Genomic DNA, 23,928 nt, shown 5'->3' with positions numbered 1-23,928 from the left:
TTACGGCCACCCGAACGTGCTTTCTTCAAAATAAAAACCCCTTTGATTTCTTGGTCGATTCCATCACTGCTCATCGACTTGGGCTGTCAACACCTTCTCTATTGACCGCCTCCTGCTGAACGGTTACTGTAGCCTAAATCAAAACATGGCCAACTATCTGTTAATTAAAGGTTATCTGGATCAAGCTACAGCCGTCGCCATCCTTCGGAAACTCGGGCTGCATTCCCGTAATTGTTCGTAAGTACCTTGTGCCACCACTCTGCCATATTCGAGTTCTATTATCTCGTCACATCTTTGCACAGTAGTCAGACGATGAGCAATTATCAAGATAGTTAAATCTCTGTTCAATCTTTCGATGGATTCCATTACCGCCTGCTCGGTCGCATTGTCAAGCGAGCTGGTAGCTTCGTCGAATACAAGCACTGAGGCCTGTCTGTAAAGCGCCCGTGCGATTCCAATTCTCTGACGCTGTCCGCCGGACAATCTGATGCCACGTTCACCGACGAACTCGTTGTAGCCATTCTTGCGGCTTTCGATGAATTTGGCGATCTGAGCTTGCCTGGCGGCTTCACGAACACGATCCATGTCAATCGCTTTTCGAGGGACGCCCAAGGCAATGTTCTCGGCAATTGTAGTGTCAGCCAGGAAAATGCTTTGAGGAACATGGGCTATGCTCCGCTGCCAGGAGCGACGGCGCTCTCCAGCTATGGCAAGACCGTCCACAAGTATCTGACCTTCGGTCGGTTCCAGTAGTCCCATTAGAAGATCGAGTAAAGTACTCTTGCCGCTTCCAGTAGTGCCTACTAAACCTACCCTGCTTCCTTTAAAGATTGTAATGTTGATGCAATCCAAAACCGACGGACCATTACTCAAGTAGTGGAAATACACCGAATCAAATTGAATGACGTCTTTAAATTCTAGCGGTGTTGGATCGGGCGTAGTAGCTTCAGCAGGCAATGGTTGATCAAGAAATTCCAGCGAATCGGACAGGGATACTTTATTGCCGGCAATGGACGCCCAAGATGTGTAACTTTGCTGAATGGCTGGCATAAGGCGTTGCGCTCCGAGAGCAAGTGCCCCCAACACTGGCAAAGCAGTTGCTACCCCTCCAGCCTGACGACTGAGTCCATAAGCCAACCCAGCGATCAGCGCTATTCCTACTGCCTCCATTGCGAACCGCGGACAAGCCGCGATGAACACATTACTACCATATGCCTTACGGTATGGCAAGTCTGCACGACGATAAGTATCGCAGTAAACGCGTTGAGTCCCGTTTAACAATACATCTCTAATTCCTCCTAGCCCTTCCTGCAAAGCCTTAAAGCGCTGGACGTTTTCACGGGCAATTTGCCAACTGTTGATTTGGAGCTGACGATGTGTGCCCCAACTGATTGAACCGTAACTGATGCCAAAAACTACAAAAGCCACTGAGACCACTAATGGGTCTATTACAACGAGGGTCATCAACAACGCTAATAATAGTAATACTGAGCTAATGAGAGTTAGAACTGACTGCAACGTTAACACAGCGCTCCACGACTTGTTGGCGATCCCATCTATCACCTCGCTGCTGTTACGAGCCATGTGTGTTCGATACGGCTGGTAGAGTGTCCGTCTATAAACCTCAAAACTAAGGTCAGCGCCAATTCCATTTGAAATTTGCGTTCCAGCCCACAACAATAGCAGCTTTGTCCCCCCGGCCAGAAACGCTGCACAGACAAAGATTACCGTGAGAGGCAAAACAAGCTGACTGGCTGACGTAATGCCGAATGACTCGCAAACGCTCTTAACAGACGCATTATTGAACACATTCTCAGGGGCGGTCAGTATCCCAATGAACGGAAGGACAGCCCCGAGGCTGATTACCTCTGAGAAAGCGCTGGCTACCATTAAAACCAACAACAGTCCGAGTTGCCGCTGGCGACGTTTTGACAGGTGACGCCACAACCGGAGCAGCAGGTTGCGGAGGGTAGGTTGGGGATCGGTGGTGGTATCGGTGGTCATGGAAACGGTTTAAGAGGGTAGACACGCGGGTCTACCCCTACAAAATCCTAAAAATTGAATAAAAATGGTGGCATGGCGCCGTAGGGGTTCAAGATTTTGAACCCCTACGGTATTATGTGTAACCCTTACAGGGTTAAATGGATGTTCTCTCAAGACAGGTCGTGTTTTTCCAGGGGAAGGGAAAGATCTTGTCGCAAGGCTCGCTCGAGATGACAATCATGCACATATTCATTTGGATTTAGATACGGTCGATGAATCCCCGAGATCCAGGAACGCCTCAAACGGAATGCCACTGAAAAGGTTGACAATTTCAGGACCTAGGCCGCTTTCTCGACTAATAATCTCCGGGACCTTTTTCCGGAATTCCATGACTCGTTGAATTTCTTCAGTGCTCAGTCCCATCTGATCCAGACGATACTCAAGGATTTCCAGTGGACTCGGCGGATCGATGTGATGATGTTTTTTCTCGTAAACCCAAGCAAGGTCAATAAGCACTTCCAATTCATCACCGGCGCTTGTTCCCGGATCACTGCCCCAAAGTTCATCTATTCGAGCCATAACGGTGTCATAGTCGGCCTCTGTTCTGATGGGCGCTATAGTCATGGAATTCGCCTCACTAACTGGAAGTTCTATACTATGGTAGCGTCAATTCGGTCATAATCCTTATGATATCCGACCCATCGGATAATTACAACCTGCTGCAAGTAGTCGACAACTGAAACTATTCTGTAGTCATTTCCACCTACATTAAATACGACGCGATTCCCGGCAAGAAAGTCTGCTGTCCGATTACAATTTCGGATATCTGATGGGGATTGCCACGTTGCGTCTTCTGTTTCGCTCAACCAGGTTCTTAAGAGTTTCCTGGCTTTGGCGTCTCCAAAACTACAGAATGCTATAATCTTCTTACGCATTAGAACTTTCACAATGTCCAAGTCCGGTTAGACATGCTAATCTGACGAATACATTTGCGTGAAACTGTCGGACACGTCTCGAACCACGTATCATTTAGATCCTGCCCGTGGCGCCGTATGGGTTCAAGATTTTGAACCCCTATCGGTATTATGACGCCGCCCGGAACTGAGATATTTGTAATTCATACAGGGCCAGGATGTAATCACCGGTCATCTCCAATTTGGAGCGAGATGGCCATAGTCTTAGCCACACCGAGTTTATGACATAAAGGTTTACGGCTGTACGCCCGGCCCCTATTAATCAGTGTCAATGGCCTTGCCGAGTTTGACAATGAAGTCGATAAATTTGTGGAGATCGTCCTGCACTGAGGAAACACAATCATTAGCTCTTCCTGTCAACTCAATGACACGATCAGCCCGCAGATTGAAGGTATAAATGTTACGGACAACATGGCGGAAACCCCGAAACTCATCAAGAACCAGCCTAGTGTGTCTACTAATGACAGGTGGACGCACTCCGGGGATCTCAGCGGACATTTGTAGTAGGAGGTCGCGATGCCAATCAGGTCCGGCAGGAACGCCGGCGTCTATAGTCCTTGAAATATCCTCAAATATTTTTTCTATCGCCGAATAAAACGCATGCAAATTTAGCGCAACCCCGTCCAGATAACCATCGTCCAAACTCGATCTGTACTTGTCAGCCAGAGTTTCGGCCCGGTCCACAATCGTTTCCAGGTCCACCAAAGACTGCTCAATGCGCCCAACTAATGTCAAAAAAACAAATGTCAAGTTTCAACGCCCTTCTTTAGTATCTCCTGCTGCAGTGCCTCAGGCGCCTCTTCAAACATAATCAGGTCGATCGATATCTGTGGATCAAGCGCCTGTAGTTGACCAACCGCCCTTAAATAAACGCTGGGATATAATCCCCATACGGCCAAATCCACATCGGACCCAGGATGAAATAGTTCAGCTTGCGCTACCGATCCAAACACAACTATTTTGCTGACGCCATAATTGTTGCGTAGAAATTCCGCCGCTGTGCGAGCCAGCGACCAAGCCTTGTCGTGGCTGCGCTTCAACGCTTTCCAGCGTTCATGTTCCCGCTGTTTTGATCGAACAATATACGAGGAGATTTCTATTTGCATGTCGGGCGCCGTATGGGTTCAAGATTTTGAACCCCTTGATTGTCCAAAGGATGTGGCAGGAACGTCAGTGTTTGTACACGTCACCCCTGGGTCTGATGCTATATACTCTGACTTCCATCAGGTCTTCATGGACCTCATAAATCAGGCGTAGGCCCCCTATTTGATATCTGAAACAGCCAACTAGACCCTTTAGTTTCTTGATCCCAGGCCCAAAATTCGGAGTGATCTCAAGGTCCGATAGACAACGATCAATTCCAAGCTTTAACTTTCCCGTAGTCTTGTTATAAGCTTTGTAAGCAGTTTTGGTCAACAGTACTTTATAGGCCATCGGGGTGAGGTTTTTCCCATGTCACATATTCGCCATTGGCAAATTCCTGAAGACCTTTAAAGATGGCTTGTAAATCCTGGCTCGTAGGTTCTTCTTCCTGAACGTCACTAATGAATTCTATATATTCGCGAACCGCTAATACATTTTCGTCATCCAGCGTTAGAATTGTCTTGATTAGATCTTGTCTTATATTCTCGTTCATGGAAAACCTCGTTCCGGAGCGGGAATGTTCGGGAGTCAGGGCAGAACCGCGGGCTACCCCCTTGTAATCTAAAAATTAAATAAAGCTCCGCCCCATGCAATACAACATAATATGCTGATATAATTAATTAATCAAGATATTTGATCTGTTGGATCGAAAAAAATACTAAGCTATACTAGCAATCCACATTTCTCGAAATATGAAGCATACTGAGAAACAAAAGCCTGTCTATTTTAACCTTTGTCTTCAAGTTGTCATAGACCGACTGCGGATTATCCATGTCTGTAATCAAAACTGCGTCGTAAGAAGTCAAATCTCTGTCGGCGCCAATTTTCTCGACCGATATGCCTATCCCATGAGCCACAAGCGTGGCTATATCGGCCAAGTCTCCGTCACCGACTATAGCAATTTTTGTCCAGTCCATTTCCCGGCACAACTCAAAAATGGCTTCACATTGTGTTTTCGCATCCCTGAACAGGGTGAAAGACTTTGAAAGATAGCCGCCGACAATCCTGCTTTTCTCAACAAATCCTTCTGGGGTAAGGAAATAGACCAACCGTTTGGCTGAGACGTTACCCGCTTTAATCCAACCTTTAACAATGCACCGCTTGAGATAAGCGTTCAGAAGTCCTAGAGCGATCCCGAGTTCGGACGCGAGCGCCCGCTGCGAGATAGTCGGATTGCTTTCGATCTTGCTCATCAACTGGAGCAGCTTTTCCTGTTCAGCCTGATTTTTTGTTTCCTGAAACGCCGGCATGTTAATATATTAGGGAACTACTCTCACTTCTATAAAGTGTTCACACCATGAACATACTCTATTGCAAGATAATAGGTCAAGCAATTTCACTTACGCTTAATGATCTGGCCCACTAAACCGCAGTAGAACGCAAATAGAATTGCGGCAAATAGAATGGCGTTGTATACAAACAAGCTTACAATAGGAGACCAAAACACGAAGGAATATATACCAGCGAGAATCCCTAATGTGGCGATATTTCCAGCTTTCACCGACCGATAGGCCAGGTTCGCAATCGCTCCGGTCGTCACTGTAAGTAAGATTGCCCCGGGAAAAGTGAAATCCTGGATCAAACCGCGGAAAGCGCTGTAGAGATTTGAGGTCAACGAACCTATTTCAAAAAATTGTTTATATATGCCGAGTTCCCGAGTCCCCAGTCCCATAAAATCAAATACGCCTGAAAACGTCCATTTGCCGTAATCAGGGCTCAATCCAAGAATGTGCGCCTTGTCACACCAGAAAACAAAAGGAGGCAAACCGAACGTGACATAGTTGACGATATTCAAGGCTACCGCATCCCAAAGACTCTTGTTCGGGTATCTTAAATAAAATGTGAACAGGGTGATACCCGAAATTAATATTGCCAAACAGCCTATCAGAATCCACCCGGACATTCCGAGTTTCATCGACCTGTCCCTTGACTGTAAAAGCAGAGCTGCTCCATAGGCGCTTATCCACATGAGTAACGGCTGTAGAAGGGTAGATTTTGCAGTCGTAATCAGAGAATAAACCAGGGCCACGATTAAAGGCGCCAGACCAATGATTTTCGAGCCGGGAATTCGACGGGAGAACAGTAGTCCGCCAAAGAGAGCGCTAGAGTAAAACGCCGTGTTAATGAGGCTGAAATACTGTGGCCTCTTAACGTCCAGATGTCTGAATTTTGTTTCGGCCATGGCTATCTGGTGAATAACATCCAACGGGTTCGATCCGGACATGCTTCCAATATGGTCTCTTATGATTATGAGGACAGCGCAAAACCCGACCAGGGAAAGAGAGACGGTGATAAAACGCAGCAGGGGGAGTTCGAATTCAGTTGTCTGATGGAGACGTGAGACGTGGTTTCGGGAACCGAATTTTTCTAATACTGATCCAAGACCGAAACAAAAAATGAACAGGCACACGATCCACAACCCAGCGGTTGAAACGAGATAGTCAGGCATGAACGCCACATTTAGGAACATTATAGCAGACCACAGGATTCCAAAAACAGTAGCAGGAGCGACCCAGGTTTTAAGTTTCAGCCCCAGGAGCACAGTTATGGAGATTATCAACATTACAGGCCACCACAAGGCTAAAAATGGGGGAAAAACCAACTAAGCCCTCCATTGACGGGCATCAAATCAATCATGCTGACTTGACACTGCCGGTTCGTTTTTTAATTTTGAGATCGTAAGCAGGGCGTAGGCTCCGACACTCAATAGAACCAATGCCCCAAAAACCAGAGCGCCGCTCATTCCAGTAATAAAAACTGAAATGACGGAACCGAAAACCACTGCTGCGACAAAAGCGACCAGCCAGTAAGCGGTGGATATTCCCAGGCTAACAACTCCGAATCCAGCTATGCGGTAGATTACCAGAAGGTAACAGGCATAGTAAACTGTGGCCACGCCGGATTGTATTATTACGGCTATCAAGACGCTCTTAAAGATGAAAATTCCTATCGTGAGCCCTGTCAGCGCGACTAATGTGAAAATTGACTCTATGACAAAATGCAGCCTCTGTCGGCTCAGAATATCAAAAGAACGGTCGAGCCACGATCCTAAAAGGAATGGTATGGCTGGAACTGACAGAATGGCAGCGTAGACACCCGCCGATTCCCAACTCTTTCCAAAAACCAGGCCGAACAGCGTGGTGTGGTGCAACAGGAGCACAACCCAACAGGGAACAACACACAGCCCCATAAATCTTATCGCAAGGTTGACCCTGTCCTCGAGGTCTTTCAGGTTGGACCCAGCCGCCTTCTGAAAGAAAATCGGCCGGATTGCGCCGGCGACAAGTGACACAGGTAGGGCCAGCGCCCTGGATGACAGCGAATAATATCCAACTTCAGACGATCGGCCATACCCGCCAATCATGAAATACGCCGCCCTTTCCCGCAAAGTTTGAACAATCGTATACGGTGTCAGGTAGAGAGAAAGGTTTTTGTACTTTACGAGGCACTGGAGAATTTCTCTTGTATGCACGTTCTTGAAAACAGATACATCCTGATTTTGGAAAATACAGACCGTAAGGATTATCCCAGCCATCGAGTAACCAATGACTATTCCACCTATGAGGCCTGACGCGGAGTTAATTCCGCCAAGGGCCAACATTATCTGACTTACGTAGACTATTAATCTCGTCAATACATCCGATATTGCGAATTTCCTGAATTCCTCCTTCCTCGTGAGCCAGGATACGATGATTTGATTCAAGGCTGTAATGAGTACAAGAATTGGAAGAAAAAATATAAGTCTACGGGTTTCCTCCAGCATATTCGAGGGAAGGAACTTCTGAGCGATCAAGGGGGCGAGTGTCAAGCACAGCGTGGCGTTAAAGACGGATGCCAGCAAACAAGCTCCAACAGCGTTCACCGCCTCACGATCCGACCGGGCCAAAACTATTGCGGTTTCATATCTCAGGGCGGAAACTGAAATAAAGAAAGCGGCTACGCTCCAATAAAGAGCATAACCTCCAAAAGCGTCCGGGGTATACAATCTGGTGATGATGGGGGTGAGAGCGACGGTTACAACCTGGACCGTCGCGGCTCCAATCCCTACAGTGGCGATCTTTCGAACCGATCCTATCAATTTATTCCCTTATCCGGCAATTTCGGGGTAACTATGTAGCCAGACGTTTCGCCGGGAATTCGCCTGCGTCCAGAAATGGCTAACAAATCCTTCGCCGCCTCGAATACCTTGTAAGGCCACAGCATATTCAAACATTTCAAATCGTAGGGGCATTCTTTAGAGCGCTTTTTGTGGCAGGGACCGCATGGCACGGCCATCCTCACAGCCATCGCTCTTTCGCTGAAACTTCCAAATTCTTGCGGCGCCACTTGCCCTGGCCATATTACAAGCGTTGGAATACCGCTGGATGCGGCATAGTTGATGTTCTCGTTCAAGCCACCTATTACGAGATCACAATCCCACACGCTTGAACTGGACGCTCTTAAATCATCGTTTATAATTACTGAAGCCCCAATTCGAGTTGACAACAACCAGATAAGTCGTGCGAAATGTTCTTTCGGCCACAATCGCATCTCGCCGCAGGATGTTGAATCAATCACAATCACGAGCGGTAGTGTTGATCGTACGGCAATTTGCGCAGCCGGATGTTTTCCCTGGCCGTAATGCGCTCCGAAGTCTAGCGTGTCTGTTCCAGACCAGAGCGGCTCAACAATGACCGGCCTGTCACCTATACCGAAATCCGGCGCTTCAAGTGTCAGGTTAGGGTTGTAATAGGGGTCGCCACCTTCGACAATATCTCTCCATTTATCACGAAACAACTCAATGTTTCGGGCCATTTTCACCATCTTAAATGATGATCTTGTCGAGGCGTCCTTGTGAATCAATTCGGCATGCGGCGTGTAAACGACTCGCAATCCAGCGGCGCCTGCCTTGAGGGAAAAATCCGAGTCGTTGTATTCCACATCGAATCGCTCATCCAGGCCTCCCAACTCGATAAACACATCCTTCCTGATCATTGCTGCGGCGAAGGTCACGAACGAACAATTGCGAACAACCGAACCAAGCCCATTGTAAGACTCAAGGTCATCTCGCAGGTGTTGAAAAGCGTGCCGAGTCTGGCTCTGTCCATCAACAATAAGGCCTCCAGCGTGCTGCACACAGCCCCACGGATACAAGAGCTTGGCTCCCACAACGCCGACTTCCTCCAGTTGAGCATACTCGATCATTGATTCAATCCAGTCGGGCGAAATTATCTCGATGTCGTCATTGAGCAACATTAAATAATCGCCACGAGCTTCGGCCGCTCCTCGGTTCATTATAACCGAATAGTTGAAGCGGTCGCCGTATTCCACCACTCTTAATTTCCCGGATACCGGTACAGTCTCCTTGATACCCTGCCTAGTCATTTTTCCGTGACTATTGTCCATTATGATTATTTCATAATTGGAATAGGATGTCCGATGTATGATGGTCCGAAAACACGGGAACAAATTCTCATCTGGGTCTGAACAAGCCGTAGGTATTATGATGGAAACTAACGGCAGACCTTTTATTCTTCGTTTAACCCTGTAAGTTCCAGGGATTTCAAGAGGCGTCACTTCTCCAGGTTGTTTCAGGCTTGTTAGGGCGTTTCTTAAAACTTCCTGTTCGAAGTCGCCGTTGTCATAGGCCGGAGCTTGCCTGCGCAACAGTGGGATGGCCAGTCGGGTTACGTTTGATTTGATCTCTGAAACCTTCAGCAGAACATCGTATATCCCTCCTTGGTTGGGAAGCTTGCTTAGACCTCCAATTGAATCAAACAAAGCCCTTTTCAGGAGAAAGAAATCACCAATATAGTTGGTTTCCAGTAGCAGATCAGGAGACCAGGCAGGTTTAAAAACGAACGCGCCTTGCCCATCAATACTGGTCCGATATTCGTCAGGATAGATGAGATCGCATGCCGAATTAAGATTCAACTCTTTAACCAACTCAAATAAGGCGTCAGGCGCTAAGGTGTCGCCGCTTTTCAGGAAAGCTAAAAAGGCGCCTGAAACCCAACAGGTCGATTCGAGCAAACGCTGTTCCCTGAAAAACATAGTTTTGTCACCGAGTGTTTTCAACAAAGCTGAGTTTGGGGCCAATTCAAGCATGGGACCTTGTCCTGCAGCGATTACCAGGTCCCAGTAAGAGTAGGCTTGGGCTGAAATTGATCTGAGGCTTTTGTCTAACCTTTCGTTATCCGGCTCGCCAAAGATGACTATGGTTACCTGAGGCTTAATATTAAATGATTCAACGTTTCGTTTCATCCAGTCGATTTTGGCCGGAGTCACATCATAGAGCTTAAGCATCCTGTTCGTTAATAATCTGTTACGTGTTTCTTCCAGATAGTTCTCAGGAGAAACATCCTTCAATAAAGGGTGCGGAATCAACCCTAACTTGAAGCCGCCAAGAATGAAATGCGACAGAGGATTGATTCCTGCCCCAGCAACCGTTGGGTTCTCTTTGACGTAGTAAGATGTATCGAAAAGCGGGTGAGGGTTGTATCCCTGGTGGGCGCCCAAGATCATGTAGTGGAAAAGAGGGTTTATGCCTACCGAGACAACGCCGGGATGCGTAGACATGTAGAATGATGTGTCAAACCATGGATTGGGATTTCTGCCTTGCGCCGCTCCTTCCTTCAAATAGTGAATGATGGGATCAATGCCTGACTCTGCGACGTCAGGGTTTGACATCAGGTAATACTGTCTGTCAAACAGTGGCGATCTTTTGAGGGAAAAATAGCTCAGTTTTAACAACAGCCATGAAGTCAATCTCGGAGGAGCGTAACGATAGAGCTTTTCTAGTGAGGAAATAATTATTTTTGACAGCTTTGCCCTCATCATGCCGATTGTGGTTTACACTCAAGCTGTTATTAGTCGTAATTTTTATATACCAAAAGACGGGTTCTCCATAGTCTTTTCGACTCAAAGAGAATGTGAAGAGACAAGATCTACAAACACTCCAGCTTCGAAAGAGCTTACCTCATCGAAAGGGAAAATGTAGCTGCTCCTGGTCCTGTTTGAAGTTGTCTGACGACGCTAGAATCCCCGCAGCGACCAACCCCAGCAATATATGAAAAAACCAGCTTAATTGAGGTTCAAACAGGTCATCCACAACAATAAATCGCAAACATTCGGCTAATAGCGGTAACAAAATCGCTGCAGGATGAAAAGCGAGGTTTGAGTCGGGTCTTCGACTCATCTGAATCAACTTTATCAGGAGATACATTATACTGCCGAAGTACAGTATGACAAACGGGACTCCGAGGTCTGCGAGGAAGGTCAAATAAAGATCCTCCGAAGTCCTTTGGTTCCGGACCCATTCGGAGAATTGTTCCGCAGATACGAACGGGTAGTGAAGCGTGTAGTCTTTGGCCAATAAATCTCTAGGGGCCCACAGTCCATTTCCCAACCACGGATGTTTAGACGCTATGTCTATTGAAAAAAAGAGGCTTTCTACACGATATGCTACTGAAATATGCTCCCTATCTAATTTCTTGGGGTTGAGATAAGCGAAAAAGACGCCTGTCACAACAGTTATGGCTAGGATCACGGCCATAATTCGACGACTTTTCCCTGTCCACTTGAACACAACAAAAGCGATTATTGAGACAATAGCGGGAATAACAAGGATAGATTCAATAAAAGCGTACCTACCGACTATGTATATAGCAATAAGATTGGCCGAGAGGATTATCCCGCCCAGGATTCGATCACGACGAACATTACCCAATAGTAAAGACAGAGGCGCAAACGACATGAGTAACAGTCTTGATCCTACCGGATGCCAGTGAAAATCTAGAAATTCATGGGGCTTCCCGGTAAGGTAAAGCCCAAGCAAGGCCAGAAAAATAACGCACAGGAGTAATGCGTTTACGAACCACTGAAATATTCTTCTAAAATTTGGTTTGGTTAGCAGAAATTTAGAACACCAATACCCTCCTAACCCAGCCGACAGGATCACATAGACACGTTCCAGAGATTGTTTGGGGACAACACTGAAAATACCGCTAAGTATAGCGATCAAGCTAAGGATTGCTGAAATCCAGAAATCGGCTCCAAATTTGAAGCGCTGTTTGTCCCGTCCGATCAGGATTGTAAGCGTGAGCGTGAGCAAACAGAGACTCCCACTGAATACTTTGGCCCTTTCATCGGGCAGTATGACAATGTATGGCTGCTGGAAAACGAGTTGCGCAGTTGTCAGACAAAAGAGAACAAACGCTACGGTTTTCCCTCTTGAAGTAAAATCAATAGTAGAAAAAGTCATAAATACTGGGCCTTAACTAAAATTGGAACGGTGCTCTTCCAAACATTGAAGTGTATAATTCTCAAACTTTGTGATGAAATTCTGTTTGGAAAATCGAGCGGCGTTACTTACAATTTTTTTGGTTTCAAATTCGTCTATCCGTTTTTCCATCTCTCCAATGGCCACGGCAAGTGATTCCACCGACCTGTCGTAAAAGAACAGTCCCGTTTCGTTAGGAATTACAGTCTCCAAAGCGCCTCCCTTACCGTAGGCGATAACTGGACGCCCTGCAGCCTGAGCCTCAACAGGGACAATACCGAAATCTTCCTCACCGGGGAATATGAGCGCCTTGCAGTTGGAATAGATTCTTGCCAATTCATCGTCTGGAACCCACCCTAGAAATTCAACGTTTTTCGACGCGATTGCCTTGAGATTCTGTGTCTCTGGTCCCTCGCCCACAATCAGAAGTCGCTTCTTGTTCAATGTGAACGCCTTCACCGCAAGGTCAGCCATTTTGTATCCGACCAAGCGTCCGACGAACAGGTAATAATCATCAAATCGGTCAATAGGTTTGAAACGATCCACGTCGCATGGAGGATGAATAACAACAGCGTCTCGGCGATAGTATTTTTTTATGCGCTTCCTCGATGTTTCCGACGGCGCTGCGAAATAGTCTACACGAGCAGAAGCAGTGTGATCATATACTGCCAGATAGCTCATGACAACTGATGCCAGACCCTTCTTGAATGTCCCAAATTCACGCGTGTAATCATGGAACGCGTTCCACGCATATCTCATCGGAGAATGACAAAAACAGATGTGGCAAGTTTCCGGCAGGGTTTTAATTCCCTTGACGACACTTGAGTCACTACTGATAACCAAGTCGTAGGATGATAAATCGAATGATTCTACGGCAAGCGGAAACAGAGCTGCAAAATAGCGATAGTATTTTTGGGCTTTAGGCAATTTCTGAATAAAACTTGTCTTGAGCGCCGATTTTTTTAATGTGGGACTCATGGATCCCGTATCGGCGACGATTGAATATAGATCCGGAGCGTCTAGGATCTCGCAGATTGCTTCGCAGACCTTTTCTCCGCCCGCCATGGTCAAGAACCAGTGATGAGCTAGAGCCACCCTTAAAGTCTTAATGTCAATCATTCAATAGCATCCGGGAAAGAGCATAATAAAACCGGTGAAAACGTGGCATGACGAAAACCGGAAAGTGATAGAATTCTATTTGAATTATGTTTTTATTTCATCCCGTCTCCGCGAATTACCACAATGATCGTCTTGAACAGCACCGCCAAATCAAACCAGATGCTCTGGCGCTTGAGATAATAGAGATCAAATTCGATCCTTCTAGACAGTGATGGGTCTCCACGGCTCATAACCTGTTGATATCCAGTGATTCCGGGCTTAGCCTTTAGTCGTCTCCACTGATAATCATTGTACAGTTGAACCAGTTCGGTGCGTTCCGGCCTGGGCCCCACAACGCTCATTTCACCTTTTAACACATTGATAAATTGAGGTATTTCGTCAAGACTGGTTCTACGCAGAAACGAGCCTATTTTTGTGACCCTGGGATCTTTACGTAGGTTGAAAACCGGTTCCGACATTGAGGAAAAATCTACGAGTTCAGCGAGTTGATCATCAGCTCCTTCAATCATGGATCTAAACTTTAGCATCTTGAATGGTTTACCGTTCATGCCGATTCTCTCTTGAACATACAGAACCGGTCCTTTGCTGCCGCGCTTGATGGATATGGCTATAGCAATCCATAGAGGGGCGCCTAATATCAAAACCACCAACGACAGCAATATGTCTAGAAACCGCTTTACTACCATATAGACAGGATGACGGGTTGAATCTCTCAGGAGCAGGAGCGGAATTCCATGGTAACTACCCATTTCGGAGCGCAAAACCATGACGTCTGTAGAAAAGGATATCAGATAAAGAGGTATCCCATAAGCCTCGCAGTAATTCAGGACCCTTAGCAGCAGGGGACTGCGATCTTGTTCTTTTGGACCAACAAAATCAGTAGCGGATACTATGACTCTATCGAATTCTATTTTGCTCCTCACAACATCTATTTCGTTCACATCTCCCACGATCTTACAGCCAGGCGTGTTTTCAGGGTTAGAACACCTCTCGTCTGGAAATTCCAGGAAGCCTACAACTTCCTGAAAGCCATTTGATTTTGTTTCCAGGGTTGAAGCAAATTGAATTGCAAGAGGAGCTGTTCCGATCACCAGCGTTCGTCTCGCTGGTACCCCTAGCTTAAGCACTTTCTGGGTCAGGCGTCGCCCTAACTCTCTTGAGGCTATTATACCTATAGCGCTTAACCCGAAAGAAATTCCATAAACGAATCTGGATAACAAGAAGCCCCTGAATAGGAACGAAATTGCCATGAGTATTGCGAGAGACTGTAATCCAGACCATAGGATTTGTTGAACTTCGGCTGAGGGTGAGCTTGCCGAGATCAATCTGTGGCTGTAAAGACCATCCCGCGCCATCATTGCCAGCCACAAGACCGTAAATATTATAGCGGCCCGAATATACGCGGACATAAAATATGCTTCGAGGTCGAGTTGTTCCTTAGTGGAGAAATAATTTTGGAGTTCTGTTTGAAAACGGATCATGTATGCTATGAGGAAAGCGGTTAATATAACTGTCGCGTCGAGAACCAACAGCATACAACGGCGTCTTTTCCAGAGTTCCAGAGAAAGCCGCTTCAATCGGGATGCGGTAGCCGTAGCATCGCGACGGGGGAAAAAAGCCTCACACCCCGCGCCATTCGACTCGACGACTTTTAGCATCTATTTGACTCTCCCCAGAGATAATTGCGCTGGAATTTCAAGGGCCTCAGGCATAACCCCCTAACGTCACGAAGTAAGATAATGATCAATTATACAATCATTGCGTCTTACCAGTCTAGAAAAACTTACCCTTCTTATCAGAGTCCAAAGAAAACTCCATAATGACGTCATGATTGATTTCTGCTACCACTTTGGCTGCTCAGTATGCTAATATGCTATTCGCCGCTTGGGCGGCTGTTTATAAGGAACCTCTCTCCAAGAGCAAAATTCTACTATAGTTAGAGCAAATGACTGATCTACTAAGTCGCAAAACCGTCCCGGATTTCCTCAAGGCTCCAAAGTTCAGGGGTATTCCCGGATTGCTTGATCGAGAACCTTCCTGGCTTACCCAACAGATCGCGAAAATCCTGTCACCCAGGGTTAAAGTCGATGATGAGGCCGCGAATCTGATACGGGAACTCGCCAAAGATGGACCCATTGTGTACGCGCTGAAATACCCGACGTACTATGATCTCCAATATCTGAGAATGCGCATAGCCACCATAGGGTTACCCGCGCCATGTTTCGTGCTAGGTGGACCTGGCAGCCTACGAAGCTACATGTTTAGGGCGGCCAGGCTATTCAGGGCAACCTCAAAACTATCGGGAAAAAACGGCCCGGCTCACTTCGGACTTGATGCGGAAATTGTAAAGGACATTTTTCTTAATCGAGGAGCAGGATCTTTCTTTCTGATTGATGAAGCAGCCACCAGAGACCGCTACGTCAGTCCCGAGCATGATCCAATAAACATATTGATTGAAGCCCAGAGCAAGATACCTGAACCCATCGCCATCCTTCCCGTCTTTTTATTGTACGACAGAAGGCAGAGGCGCCAGATTACTCCATTCTGGGAGACTATGTTAGGTGATTCTGATCAACCAGGAGCAATAAACCGTGTGCTGATGGCGTTTAGAAAATGGACATTGCCCGAACTGCTGGTCGGAGAGCCGGTTCATCTTATAGCTGAATTCGAAGAATTTGGCTCAGGCAAATCGTGGGAGGATCTTCCGTTTGAAATCCGTCGAGAATTGATTGAGAACATCAATGACCGTATTCGGGTGAATCGCGGACCGGAAAAGCTTTCCCGAACGGAAATAAAGGAGCGAGTGCTTCAGGACCCCAGAGTGCAGAAAGCCGTGAGCGAATCGGCTGAGTCAGACAAAACCACGGAAGAAAAAACACGCAGGAAAGCCGAATCCTATGTTGATGAAATTGCGGCGGATCAGCGACTCCAGATGATTCACTTTCTTTACTATGTCCTGAAATGGCTCTTTAATAAGGTCCTGGACAGACTTGACCATCGCGAATCCGACTTCTCCGTTTTAAAAAAAGCTAATGAAAAAAATTCACTAATATTCGTTTCATGTCACAAGAGTCACTTGGACTATCTTGCGGTCGGTTATCTATTATTCACGAATCAGATGCCGCTGCCTTTCATGGCTGCAGGCAAGAATTTGTCGTTTTGGCCGGTAGGTCACATTTTGCGGCGAGGCGGTGGGTTCTTCATCAGACGGTCATTTAAGGGACTTTTGTTGTACACGAGGGTCTTTGCAAGCTACGTTCAAGTTTTGGTGAAGGAAAAGATCAACGTCAATTTCTATATCGAAGGCGGTCGAAGCCGTACCGGAAAGTTCCTGCAACCCAAGGTCGGAATGTTGGGATTCCTATTGGATATTTTTTTTGACGGCGCGGTTGATGATCTGACGTTTATTCCCACCTACGTGGGATATGACCAGGTCCCCGAAGAAAAATCGTATTTGCAGGAACTTCGTGGAAAAGAAAAGCAGAAAGAATCTTTTTTTTCATTTCTGGAATCCAGGAAGATCTTGCAGACCAAATATGGGGCAGCGTATGTGCGTTTTCACGAGCCGGTTTCCTTTAAAGAGTTCGTTTTAAAGAGAGATAAAGGCCAGACGGCAGTGGATCTAACATCCACTGAACGGCGTGAGCTTGTTGAAGACTTTGCTTTCTACCTCATGACAGGGATAAGTGAAGCCTCGGTAATAACCTTTTCGGAATTGGCCGCGGCAGGACTTGTTTGTCCTGGTTCGTCCCTGGTATCAAGGTCGGTCTTTTTGGATGCTGTTACCTTGTTGGGAACTGGCCTCAAATATCATGGTATTGAAATCTCGCGAAGCGTTCCTGATCTTGTAAGAGGTTGTGATCATGCTATCGAAAGATTCAGATCACGAAAATTCGTGGAATTGGAAGGCGAGGCAGAAACTGAGCAGCCGACTTATGTCATAAACGAATCTCGGAGGGTTAACCTTGAATTTTACAAGAACTCCCTCGTCAATTGTCTTTGGGCTCCGGCTCTTCTAGCCACGGTAATATTGGATGAAAAAAGCGACTTGTCAATTTCGAGTGAGCTTGTCTGGAAACAGTTCAATAATCTGAAAGAATTGCTGAATAAGGAATTTATATTTGATCCCTTGGTTAATGATCATGAACTTGTGGAGCGAAACATTAAGTTCTTTGAAAAACAGGATTGGGTAAGTAGCGACACTACTGATAAAAGCCTTGAAGTTGTGAATGGGAAAGCACTTGAGGTGTTCGCCGGACTCTTGTCCGATATATTGAGAGTCTACCGGTCGTGCGCGGCGGCATTAAGCAAAATGGGCGAAGAAACGATTTCGGAGCGGGATTTCATTAAACTTGCCGTGAAGACCGCTGGGGAATCTGGCTTTTTCCCGTCGACTGAGAATATTACCATGTCTACTGTCACCGTTAGAAACGCGTTGAGCGAATTGACGAAGCTCAGGGTTGCGGAATTTAGCCAGGCCAGGAAAAAGGTAAAAAGAGGTAAAGTAGATCCGAAAGAAGTCCTGAAGTTTAATATTCAGTCTGTAAGTGACTCCGAAGATTGAAGTTGACAGGTCCAAACTTGATAGGCTATTATTGTAAGATATGCTTAACAACTCGGGGCGTAGCGCAGCCTGGTAGCGTACCTGAATGGGGTTCAGGTGGTCGCTGGTTCAAATCCAGTCGCCCCGACCACACCTTCCTCAATAATTCCAATCTGTTAACCATTAACAGCCCGCTTTAATCTACTCTTCAAAATCACTATTGCGTGAGATTTGCGTGAATTGTCCCGGCATACCTTTTCAGAAGCCGCTATTAACGCTTCTAATTCCGGGGCGCTGTAATGAGTCGTAATCTTTCCACTACGATGCCCCAACAAATCCATTCGGGTTTCCAAATCAACACCGACGGCCCTCAAACGGCGACCGTAGGTATGTTTCAAGTCATGAACACGGGCTTCTGGTATTCCAACCTTGTCCCTTGCCCGTCGCCAGGCCTTTGTGTTCATCTTTTTTACAGGGTGGCCCTGGTAAGTGAAAACATGGGTTGGGTGAACCCCGCGACGTTTTTCTATAATCGCCTTGGCTTCAGAGTTGAGGACGACCAGTCGGTCATCCCGGTTCTTAACCTTGTAATCCGGGATTATAAAAACTGAGGTGTTCAGCTCTTCTACATCAACTTCCCAATCCCACATTAAGCCACATACTTCCGCTTCCCGTGTGCCGGTATTCACGTTAAAAAGACACATGTCACGTAAATGGACCGGCAGTTCATTAAAGATCCTAATTTGTTCCGACCAGTCAAGAGGGTAGGGCGAACGCCTGTCAACTTCCGGGATCAGCTTAATCTTGGGCGCATGGGCTAACCACGTTTGGCCGTTTTCATCAAGCCATTCATTGGCGCATAAATTAAGCACATGACGAACGACCTGAATCCCGCCGTTTATTGTACGATTCTTAAGCCCTCTGTTGCGTTCGCACTCAATGTAGGGTTGGAGTTTTCCCATGTGAATCTCATCAATATTCAGATCCCCAACCCACTTATCCATCTTTTTGATCACCCTGGCGTCTTCAGCTATCGAAGATTTCGAACTCTCATTCAGATACCGAATGGCCGCTTCACGAAATGTTCGTTTGGGCCGAACCCCGTAAATCTGAAATTGCCTGAGCTGATCTACCTTGAAGCAGAAATATTTTACCGCTTCTTCATAGTCGCCTGTTCGACAGCTCTCGCAAATTCTTTTTCCAGAGACTTTTTTGTCGATCCACCAGGTTTTTCCACGTAGGATAAGGCCCGGAATTCTTTGCTTTTCTGTCGGCATGGTTTATTTGCCTCCTTTCCTTTTCCAGGCCGACCGTTGCGGGCCTTATAATCGTCCAACCATCGATCCAAGTCAATTTTATCGTAACCAATCATTTGCGGCCCGAACTGAATTTCTGGTAAATCGGGCCTGATTTTCCTGTCAAAATAATTTATATTAACCCCCAAATACGTCGGGGCGTCTTTATGGCGAATAACTCGTGGACTGAAATCCAAATCTGATCCCTCCCATTCAATTAAGGACGAGTTTTCTTAATCGTTGAAATTAATAGTTGTCGTCGTTTCAATCTGGGGTCTTTTTTTCCACCATGAATGATCAACCACCATTTTTTTTGGAACTGACAGCGGTTTGCCCACGACACGACAAGCCTCCTGAAAAGTCATGTTACGATTCCACCGGAGATATTCGATCATATCCCCATTCTGGCCACATTGACGACACCAGAAACGGCCCCCGTTACCTTCTTTTGGCCAGACCCGGAACCGGTCTGTACCGCCACAGACAGGGCAGGGGCCGGCATATTCGCCACCATTTGTAGACGCGACGAATTTGGAAGGAACGTCCTGGCGCACAAACAAGAGTAAGTTTGAATCCATGTCAAAAACCTTCTGTTTAGGAATAGGAATGAGGGTTTGGAGGGTTTCCCAGTAACTTCTCCTATATTGACCCCATTCCTGTTTTTAAAAAAAATAGTGTTAAACTGTCAAAACTATCCCTAGGCTGATTCTATGAGGGCTATCCCCCGGTACAGAACCACTCCGCCAGATTTCTCTTTTGGGATTTCAGAGCCAACCTGGCGTCCAAAAAGTGTTTGATTCACAGGCGTATAGCCATTTTGACCAGCCCAATCCTTGTAATGGTTGTAAATCAGACTTCCCTGAACAGCGGATTTCGGGTCTTTTCGGCAACACTCCGAAAGGAAACGGCTCACACTGTCTTCCTCCAGGCAATATTCATCGGTAGCCTGATGAACGCGTTTGGGAACCCGTAAGCCATCGACCTGCCACTGCAGAGCCCCCCTCACCAGCCATGCAAGGATTCCAGAAGCCTCGTTTTTGAGTTTGTCCGGAAGGAGCTTGTCAATTGTTCGCTCCCAGGGTTTTGTAGGGACATCAACGAAAGATAGATTAAAAGGTATTATTTTTGTTCGCTGCCAAATCGGGTCCTGTGATCCAACCGGAATCGTCGGCTTATGGTTCGTAAGAAAGAAAATTTGATGGGTTGGAATAAAGTCGATCTGGCTCCTGGCGTAGACGCCGCGCGCAGAAATCGGGTCGCCACCGCAAAGTTTCTTGACCTGCGCCACGCTCAACCTTTGACCCTGATCACTCTCACTGCACCAAATGAGTCGTGCTCCCCGTAATTTCATAAGATCAGGTCTGGGAGCAGCTCCTGAAATTTCATATCTTGACTGCAATAGAGTCTCAACGCTAATGCTCCCGGAAAAAGGGCCTAAAGCATGGTTCAGCGCAAGCAAAAGTGTGCCTTTGCCGTTCCGGCCGCGTTGCCCCCACAGGACAGGGAAAATGTGTTCTGTCACGCTACCGATTATCGCGTAACCAAAAAGCCGTTGAACAAACGAAACCATTTCAGGGTCCGGCAGGTAATTTTCGTCCACCAGGATTTGATTCACGAACTTTTCAAACTGAGGCGTCGGAGCTTCCAGCCCACACCATTCAACAGGGGCCACCTTTCTAATAAAGTCTGAAGGCAAGGCCTGGCGGAATTTCCCTGTCCTTAAATCAACTATGCCGTTTTGGCACGGAAGAAGGTAAGTGGAACGATCCCATTCGTCGCCGGTTATCCCTAGCGAATTCTCTCCATTGGCCGCCAAAGCAAGAACATCTTTTTTTCGCTTGCGGGTATGCAGGCTCGATATTCTGCGAAGGAGGTTGGTTACAATTTGTTTATGGACGTTAGCCGCTGTTTCGTTGGGATTGCTCGTCATTGCGGCCAATTTGGATTGACGTTGAGCTTCACGGCTGTAAAGATCAATAAGTTCCTGAATCAACGCAGTGGCTTCGTTCAAGCGGTCCAGTTTCCAGCAATTAGACTCCCACTTGCACCAATCACCGGTCGAGTGATCGTAGCACAAACGGCCGGCCATAAGTCGCTGGTATAACAAGGCGTCACCATCCTCATTTGAATCGAGACATGCGAGTATTTCAGCCGAGGAAATAGGCTTATTGTTGGGTTTGTCGAAGGTATTTGCGCCATTGGATCTAAATATTCCGGCTCTTTGGGCCTGGGCTGTTATAATTTCCCCGGCTTTGTCAGGTCCGGAACTTGAAACCAGGTCGTGAGGGTCTTTAATTCCTTGGCCTGGGAGGAGGAACAGACGAGTTTCCCTGCAAACATGGGTTAAAGCGGCAGCGGCTTTACGAAAAGCCTTGTACCCACTAGCCCTATTTTCCTTTTTACAATCCTTGTCGGCGACCAGCCAGATAATTCGACCCCTGAAGTGTTCCGGGATGCCGGGGTCTTTCAGTAATTTTACACAGTCTTCTTTGGACCCGAAAGTTGTAGCCACAAATCCAATGTTGAATAAAACGTCACAATCTTTTTCGCCTTCAGTTATGACAATTGGGATGTCTTTATTGGACGCAAGGAGTTCGGGAAGACGATATGGGACCCGTCGAACGCCTTTTAGAGCGCCTTGGTTGATCCATTTGCCGGGGTTTTTGATATCTGGCCTGCGCCAGGAAAAAGATTTTGGTGCAAATCGGCATTTTTGATAAGCGACTCTGCCCTGCTCATCATGATAGTCGTAAACCTCGACGAGTTGATTCCTGGTCCCATTGGCTTGAGATTCAACGGAATCCTTGATTTTTTTTAGAGAATTCTTCATAATCCCCCTATTACGTGGTTAACTTCATTGAAAACGCCCGGCCATGCTGCGAACATGACCGGGTTTGTTTTTGCCTTGCTCCTTGTTATCAGAGCCCTATTGCCGACTAATTGAAGGTGTTATTTATTCCTCCTTTTGTTGAAATCAAAGGATCAAAGCGTTACCACCAACGGAGTCTAGACTTCGAAAAATGGCACCAGCAGTTCCGTCTTCGTCCCAGCCCAACCAGGCATACAAAAGTTTTGAAATTTACAGATTAAGCTGACAGGCGCAGCTATCCCCTTATCCCCTTTAATAGGACCAGATCTAATCAAAAGGTTTTGTCATGAAAGCCGGATGGAAGGCTTCCGCGGGAAAAGATAAGTGACCAACCCCAAAACCCCTTGGATGAGTTTGCTCAATGGGATCGAATTGTAACATGTGCGCACTGGCATGTCAAGCAAAAAAAGACTGAATGTGTCGATATATCAATGTGTTACTTGAGGCATTTGAGGGCGTTTGATGTAAAAAAAGGGTGTTTTGACAAAATTTTGCGGGAAAAATTGCATTTGAGGCATTTTACGAAATTTGTGCTAAGTATATATTTGATATAATTGGCTTTCTTGTTTTTAGCACCAAAGGTAGGCGATCGAAACCTACCCCGAAAAATCGCGGACGTTCGACACCCCACTCCTAAATGTAGAGGTGGGGGTGGGTGTTTGACCGATAGGGGGAGGGGTATCTTGATGTTATTGTTGTGCTATCCTGTCATGAACGGTATCCATGATTTCGAGAAGTTCGCTGACAAGCTCTGGATGGCCTTGAAGCTCATTCCGAAGGTGCGCCTGGACGGATGCGAAAGCCTTTTGGTGAAGACCCTGAGTTTCAAGACGAAGTTTTTCCAGATCGGTCCGAGCCCTCGTTAATCCGGCGATGGTTTGGCCGATTTTGTAAACCGCGTTCACGGTTTCAGGCGACGGCGTTCGATCCATGGTTTCTATCAGGCCATCGCAGAGATAGGCCATTTTTGAGATCAGGTCGTTTAGTCTTTCCATGCCTGGATTGGTTAGTTCAACCGTCGCGTTAACGCCTTCGGAACGAGCTTTTTCCTTTGCTGTCGGTGAAGTTTTCAGTTTTGATTTCAATTTAGGCCCCCCTTTTTTTCGGAATATTCGTAAATTTTATTTTTCGTCGTCACTTTGAAATGAGAGTTTTGGACGGCCGAAATAATTCCACAGCGCCGAGTCCAGAATGTGGCTCAACTGTTGCCCTGCTTGTTGTCTTTGCTTGATTAATTCAAAAAGCACAGAGTCAATTGTTGTCGCTAATTTCTCACGACAGCCTTCCTTTTTCTTATGGAAAATCCGAGGTCTTGGAGCATCCGTGAGGGGCCTAGCGTTATCCGTCTGTTTATTTTGGAGCGATGAAATTTGCTGGTCTAAAGCCGCTATGGCGCGATCAAACTGTTCGCGAGTAACAAGGCGCGAGAAATCGGAAAGTGGCTCAGAATTGATTACAGACCGCTTTTTAGCCATGTGTGATTGCTTTCCCTCATAATTCTGTCATTTCCTATATCACAGAAAAGACTGTTTGTCAAGAATATAATACAGATATGACAGACTTGATTGAAATAAATCGCTTTAATTATTGGCATGGCCCTTTTTCATGTGTCCTTATTTGACACACGTGTCTGTTAAAAGAAATTTCAAGGGAAGATTAATGTCGCTATCGTAAAGAAAATATCAGGGAAGGAAAATCGATATTGATTTTACTTACGCAGATTATAATTGCGCCGTCCGAAC

20 protein-coding genes and 1 tRNA gene are annotated in these 23,928 nt (G+C 46.5%); 2 read left to right on the top strand and 19 right to left on the bottom strand.

The genetic code is table 11. The features are described from left to right. Nucleotides 1-180: 180 nt before the first annotated feature. The 14 genes from WC647_09640 to WC647_09575 all read right to left on the bottom strand — a co-directional run bounded on the left by WC647_09640 (nucleotide 181) and on the right by WC647_09575 (nucleotide 15,137). Nucleotides 181-2,004, bottom strand: a complete 1,824-nt coding sequence (locus tag WC647_09640; GenBank protein MFA6222565.1) for an ABC transporter ATP-binding protein — start codon at nucleotides 2,002-2,004, stop codon at nucleotides 181-183. A 228-nt stretch (nucleotides 2,005-2,232) separates the two neighbouring features. Then, nucleotides 2,233-2,607 carry a hypothetical protein gene (locus WC647_09635; protein ID MFA6222564.1) on the bottom strand — a complete coding sequence of 125 codons (375 nt, stop codon included), beginning with the start codon at nucleotides 2,605-2,607 and terminating at the stop codon, nucleotides 2,233-2,235. Between the two features lie 26 nt (nucleotides 2,608-2,633). After that, nucleotides 2,634-2,918, bottom strand: a complete 285-nt coding sequence (locus WC647_09630) for a type II toxin-antitoxin system HigB family toxin (GenBank protein MFA6222563.1) — start codon at nucleotides 2,916-2,918, stop codon at nucleotides 2,634-2,636. A 297-nt stretch (nucleotides 2,919-3,215) separates the two neighbouring features. Further along, a complete protein-coding gene (locus WC647_09625; GenBank protein MFA6222562.1) occupies nucleotides 3,216-3,707 on the bottom strand; it encodes a hypothetical protein in 492 nt (163 codons plus the stop codon). Then, entirely contained in the window at nucleotides 3,704-4,063 is a 360-nt protein-coding gene (locus tag WC647_09620; GenBank protein ID MFA6222561.1) for a nucleotidyltransferase domain-containing protein, read from the bottom strand. Before WC647_09620 ends, WC647_09625 begins: the two co-directional genes overlap by 4 nt. Nucleotides 4,064-4,127: 64 nt before the next feature. Beyond that, entirely contained in the window at nucleotides 4,128-4,391 is a 264-nt protein-coding gene (locus tag WC647_09615) for a type II toxin-antitoxin system RelE/ParE family toxin (protein ID MFA6222560.1), read from the bottom strand. Beyond that, a complete protein-coding gene (locus tag WC647_09610) occupies nucleotides 4,381-4,593 on the bottom strand; it encodes a hypothetical protein (GenBank protein ID MFA6222559.1) in 213 nt (70 codons plus the stop codon). Before WC647_09610 ends, WC647_09615 begins: the two co-directional genes overlap by 11 nt. A 175-nt stretch (nucleotides 4,594-4,768) precedes the next feature. After that, nucleotides 4,769-5,293, bottom strand: coding sequence for a winged helix-turn-helix transcriptional regulator (locus WC647_09605; GenBank protein ID MFA6222558.1), 525 nt, complete (start codon nucleotides 5,291-5,293; stop codon nucleotides 4,769-4,771). 143 nt (nucleotides 5,294-5,436) lie between these two features. Further along, on the bottom strand, nucleotides 5,437-6,702 hold the full coding sequence (locus WC647_09600; GenBank protein ID MFA6222557.1) for an O-antigen polymerase: 1,266 nt from the start codon (nucleotides 6,700-6,702) through the stop codon (nucleotides 5,437-5,439). A 27-nt stretch (nucleotides 6,703-6,729) separates the two neighbouring features. Further along, entirely contained in the window at nucleotides 6,730-8,178 is a 1,449-nt protein-coding gene (locus tag WC647_09595; protein ID MFA6222556.1) for an oligosaccharide flippase family protein, read from the bottom strand. After that, nucleotides 8,175-10,769, bottom strand: a complete 2,595-nt coding sequence (locus tag WC647_09590) for a glycosyltransferase (GenBank protein MFA6222555.1) — start codon at nucleotides 10,767-10,769, stop codon at nucleotides 8,175-8,177. Before WC647_09590 ends, WC647_09595 begins: the two co-directional genes overlap by 4 nt. A 289-nt stretch (nucleotides 10,770-11,058) precedes the next feature. Then, nucleotides 11,059-12,342 carry an O-antigen ligase family protein gene (locus WC647_09585; GenBank protein ID MFA6222554.1) on the bottom strand — a complete coding sequence of 428 codons (1,284 nt, stop codon included), beginning with the start codon at nucleotides 12,340-12,342 and terminating at the stop codon, nucleotides 11,059-11,061. A gap of 12 nt (nucleotides 12,343-12,354) precedes the next feature. Then, nucleotides 12,355-13,479, bottom strand: coding sequence for a glycosyltransferase (locus tag WC647_09580; protein ID MFA6222553.1), 1,125 nt, complete (start codon nucleotides 13,477-13,479; stop codon nucleotides 12,355-12,357). A gap of 92 nt (nucleotides 13,480-13,571) precedes the next feature. Next, on the bottom strand, nucleotides 13,572-15,137 hold the full coding sequence (locus WC647_09575; protein ID MFA6222552.1) for a sugar transferase: 1,566 nt from the start codon (nucleotides 15,135-15,137) through the stop codon (nucleotides 13,572-13,574). Between the two features lie 287 nt (nucleotides 15,138-15,424). Between WC647_09575 and WC647_09570 the strand changes: the two genes are divergently transcribed. After that, on the top strand, nucleotides 15,425-18,043 hold the full coding sequence (locus WC647_09570; protein MFA6222551.1) for a 1-acyl-sn-glycerol-3-phosphate acyltransferase: 2,619 nt from the start codon (nucleotides 15,425-15,427) through the stop codon (nucleotides 18,041-18,043). Nucleotides 18,044-18,096: 53 nt separating this feature from the next. Next, a tRNA-Pro gene (locus WC647_09565) sits at nucleotides 18,097-18,173 on the top strand. Nucleotides 18,174-18,198: 25 nt separating this feature from the next. On the opposite strand, the gene WC647_09560 is transcribed toward WC647_09565, so the two are convergent. The 5 genes from WC647_09560 to WC647_09540 form a co-directional block, all read right to left on the bottom strand. After that, complete coding sequence (locus WC647_09560; GenBank protein MFA6222550.1) at nucleotides 18,199-19,299, bottom strand: site-specific integrase; 1,101 nt, start codon at nucleotides 19,297-19,299, stop codon at nucleotides 18,199-18,201. A gap of 251 nt (nucleotides 19,300-19,550) precedes the next feature. Further along, nucleotides 19,551-19,895: a primase-helicase zinc-binding domain-containing protein gene (locus WC647_09555; protein MFA6222549.1), complete on the bottom strand. Its 345-nt coding sequence runs from the start codon at nucleotides 19,893-19,895 to the stop codon at nucleotides 19,551-19,553. Between the two features lie 119 nt (nucleotides 19,896-20,014). After that, a complete protein-coding gene (locus WC647_09550; protein ID MFA6222548.1) occupies nucleotides 20,015-22,147 on the bottom strand; it encodes a phage/plasmid primase, P4 family in 2,133 nt (710 codons plus the stop codon). Nucleotides 22,148-22,875: 728 nt separating this feature from the next. Continuing rightward, entirely contained in the window at nucleotides 22,876-23,271 is a 396-nt protein-coding gene (locus WC647_09545; protein ID MFA6222547.1) for a hypothetical protein, read from the bottom strand. 36 nt (nucleotides 23,272-23,307) lie between these two features. Beyond that, nucleotides 23,308-23,661 carry a hypothetical protein gene (locus WC647_09540; protein ID MFA6222546.1) on the bottom strand — a complete coding sequence of 118 codons (354 nt, stop codon included), beginning with the start codon at nucleotides 23,659-23,661 and terminating at the stop codon, nucleotides 23,308-23,310. Nucleotides 23,662-23,928: the final 267 nt, after the last annotated feature.

Source organism: Desulfomonilaceae bacterium (genome assembly GCA_041662605.1).
Lineage (GTDB): Bacteria > Desulfobacterota > Desulfomonilia > Desulfomonilales > Desulfomonilaceae > CAJBEZ01.
This window is presented reverse-complemented; position numbering and strand designations above follow the sequence as displayed.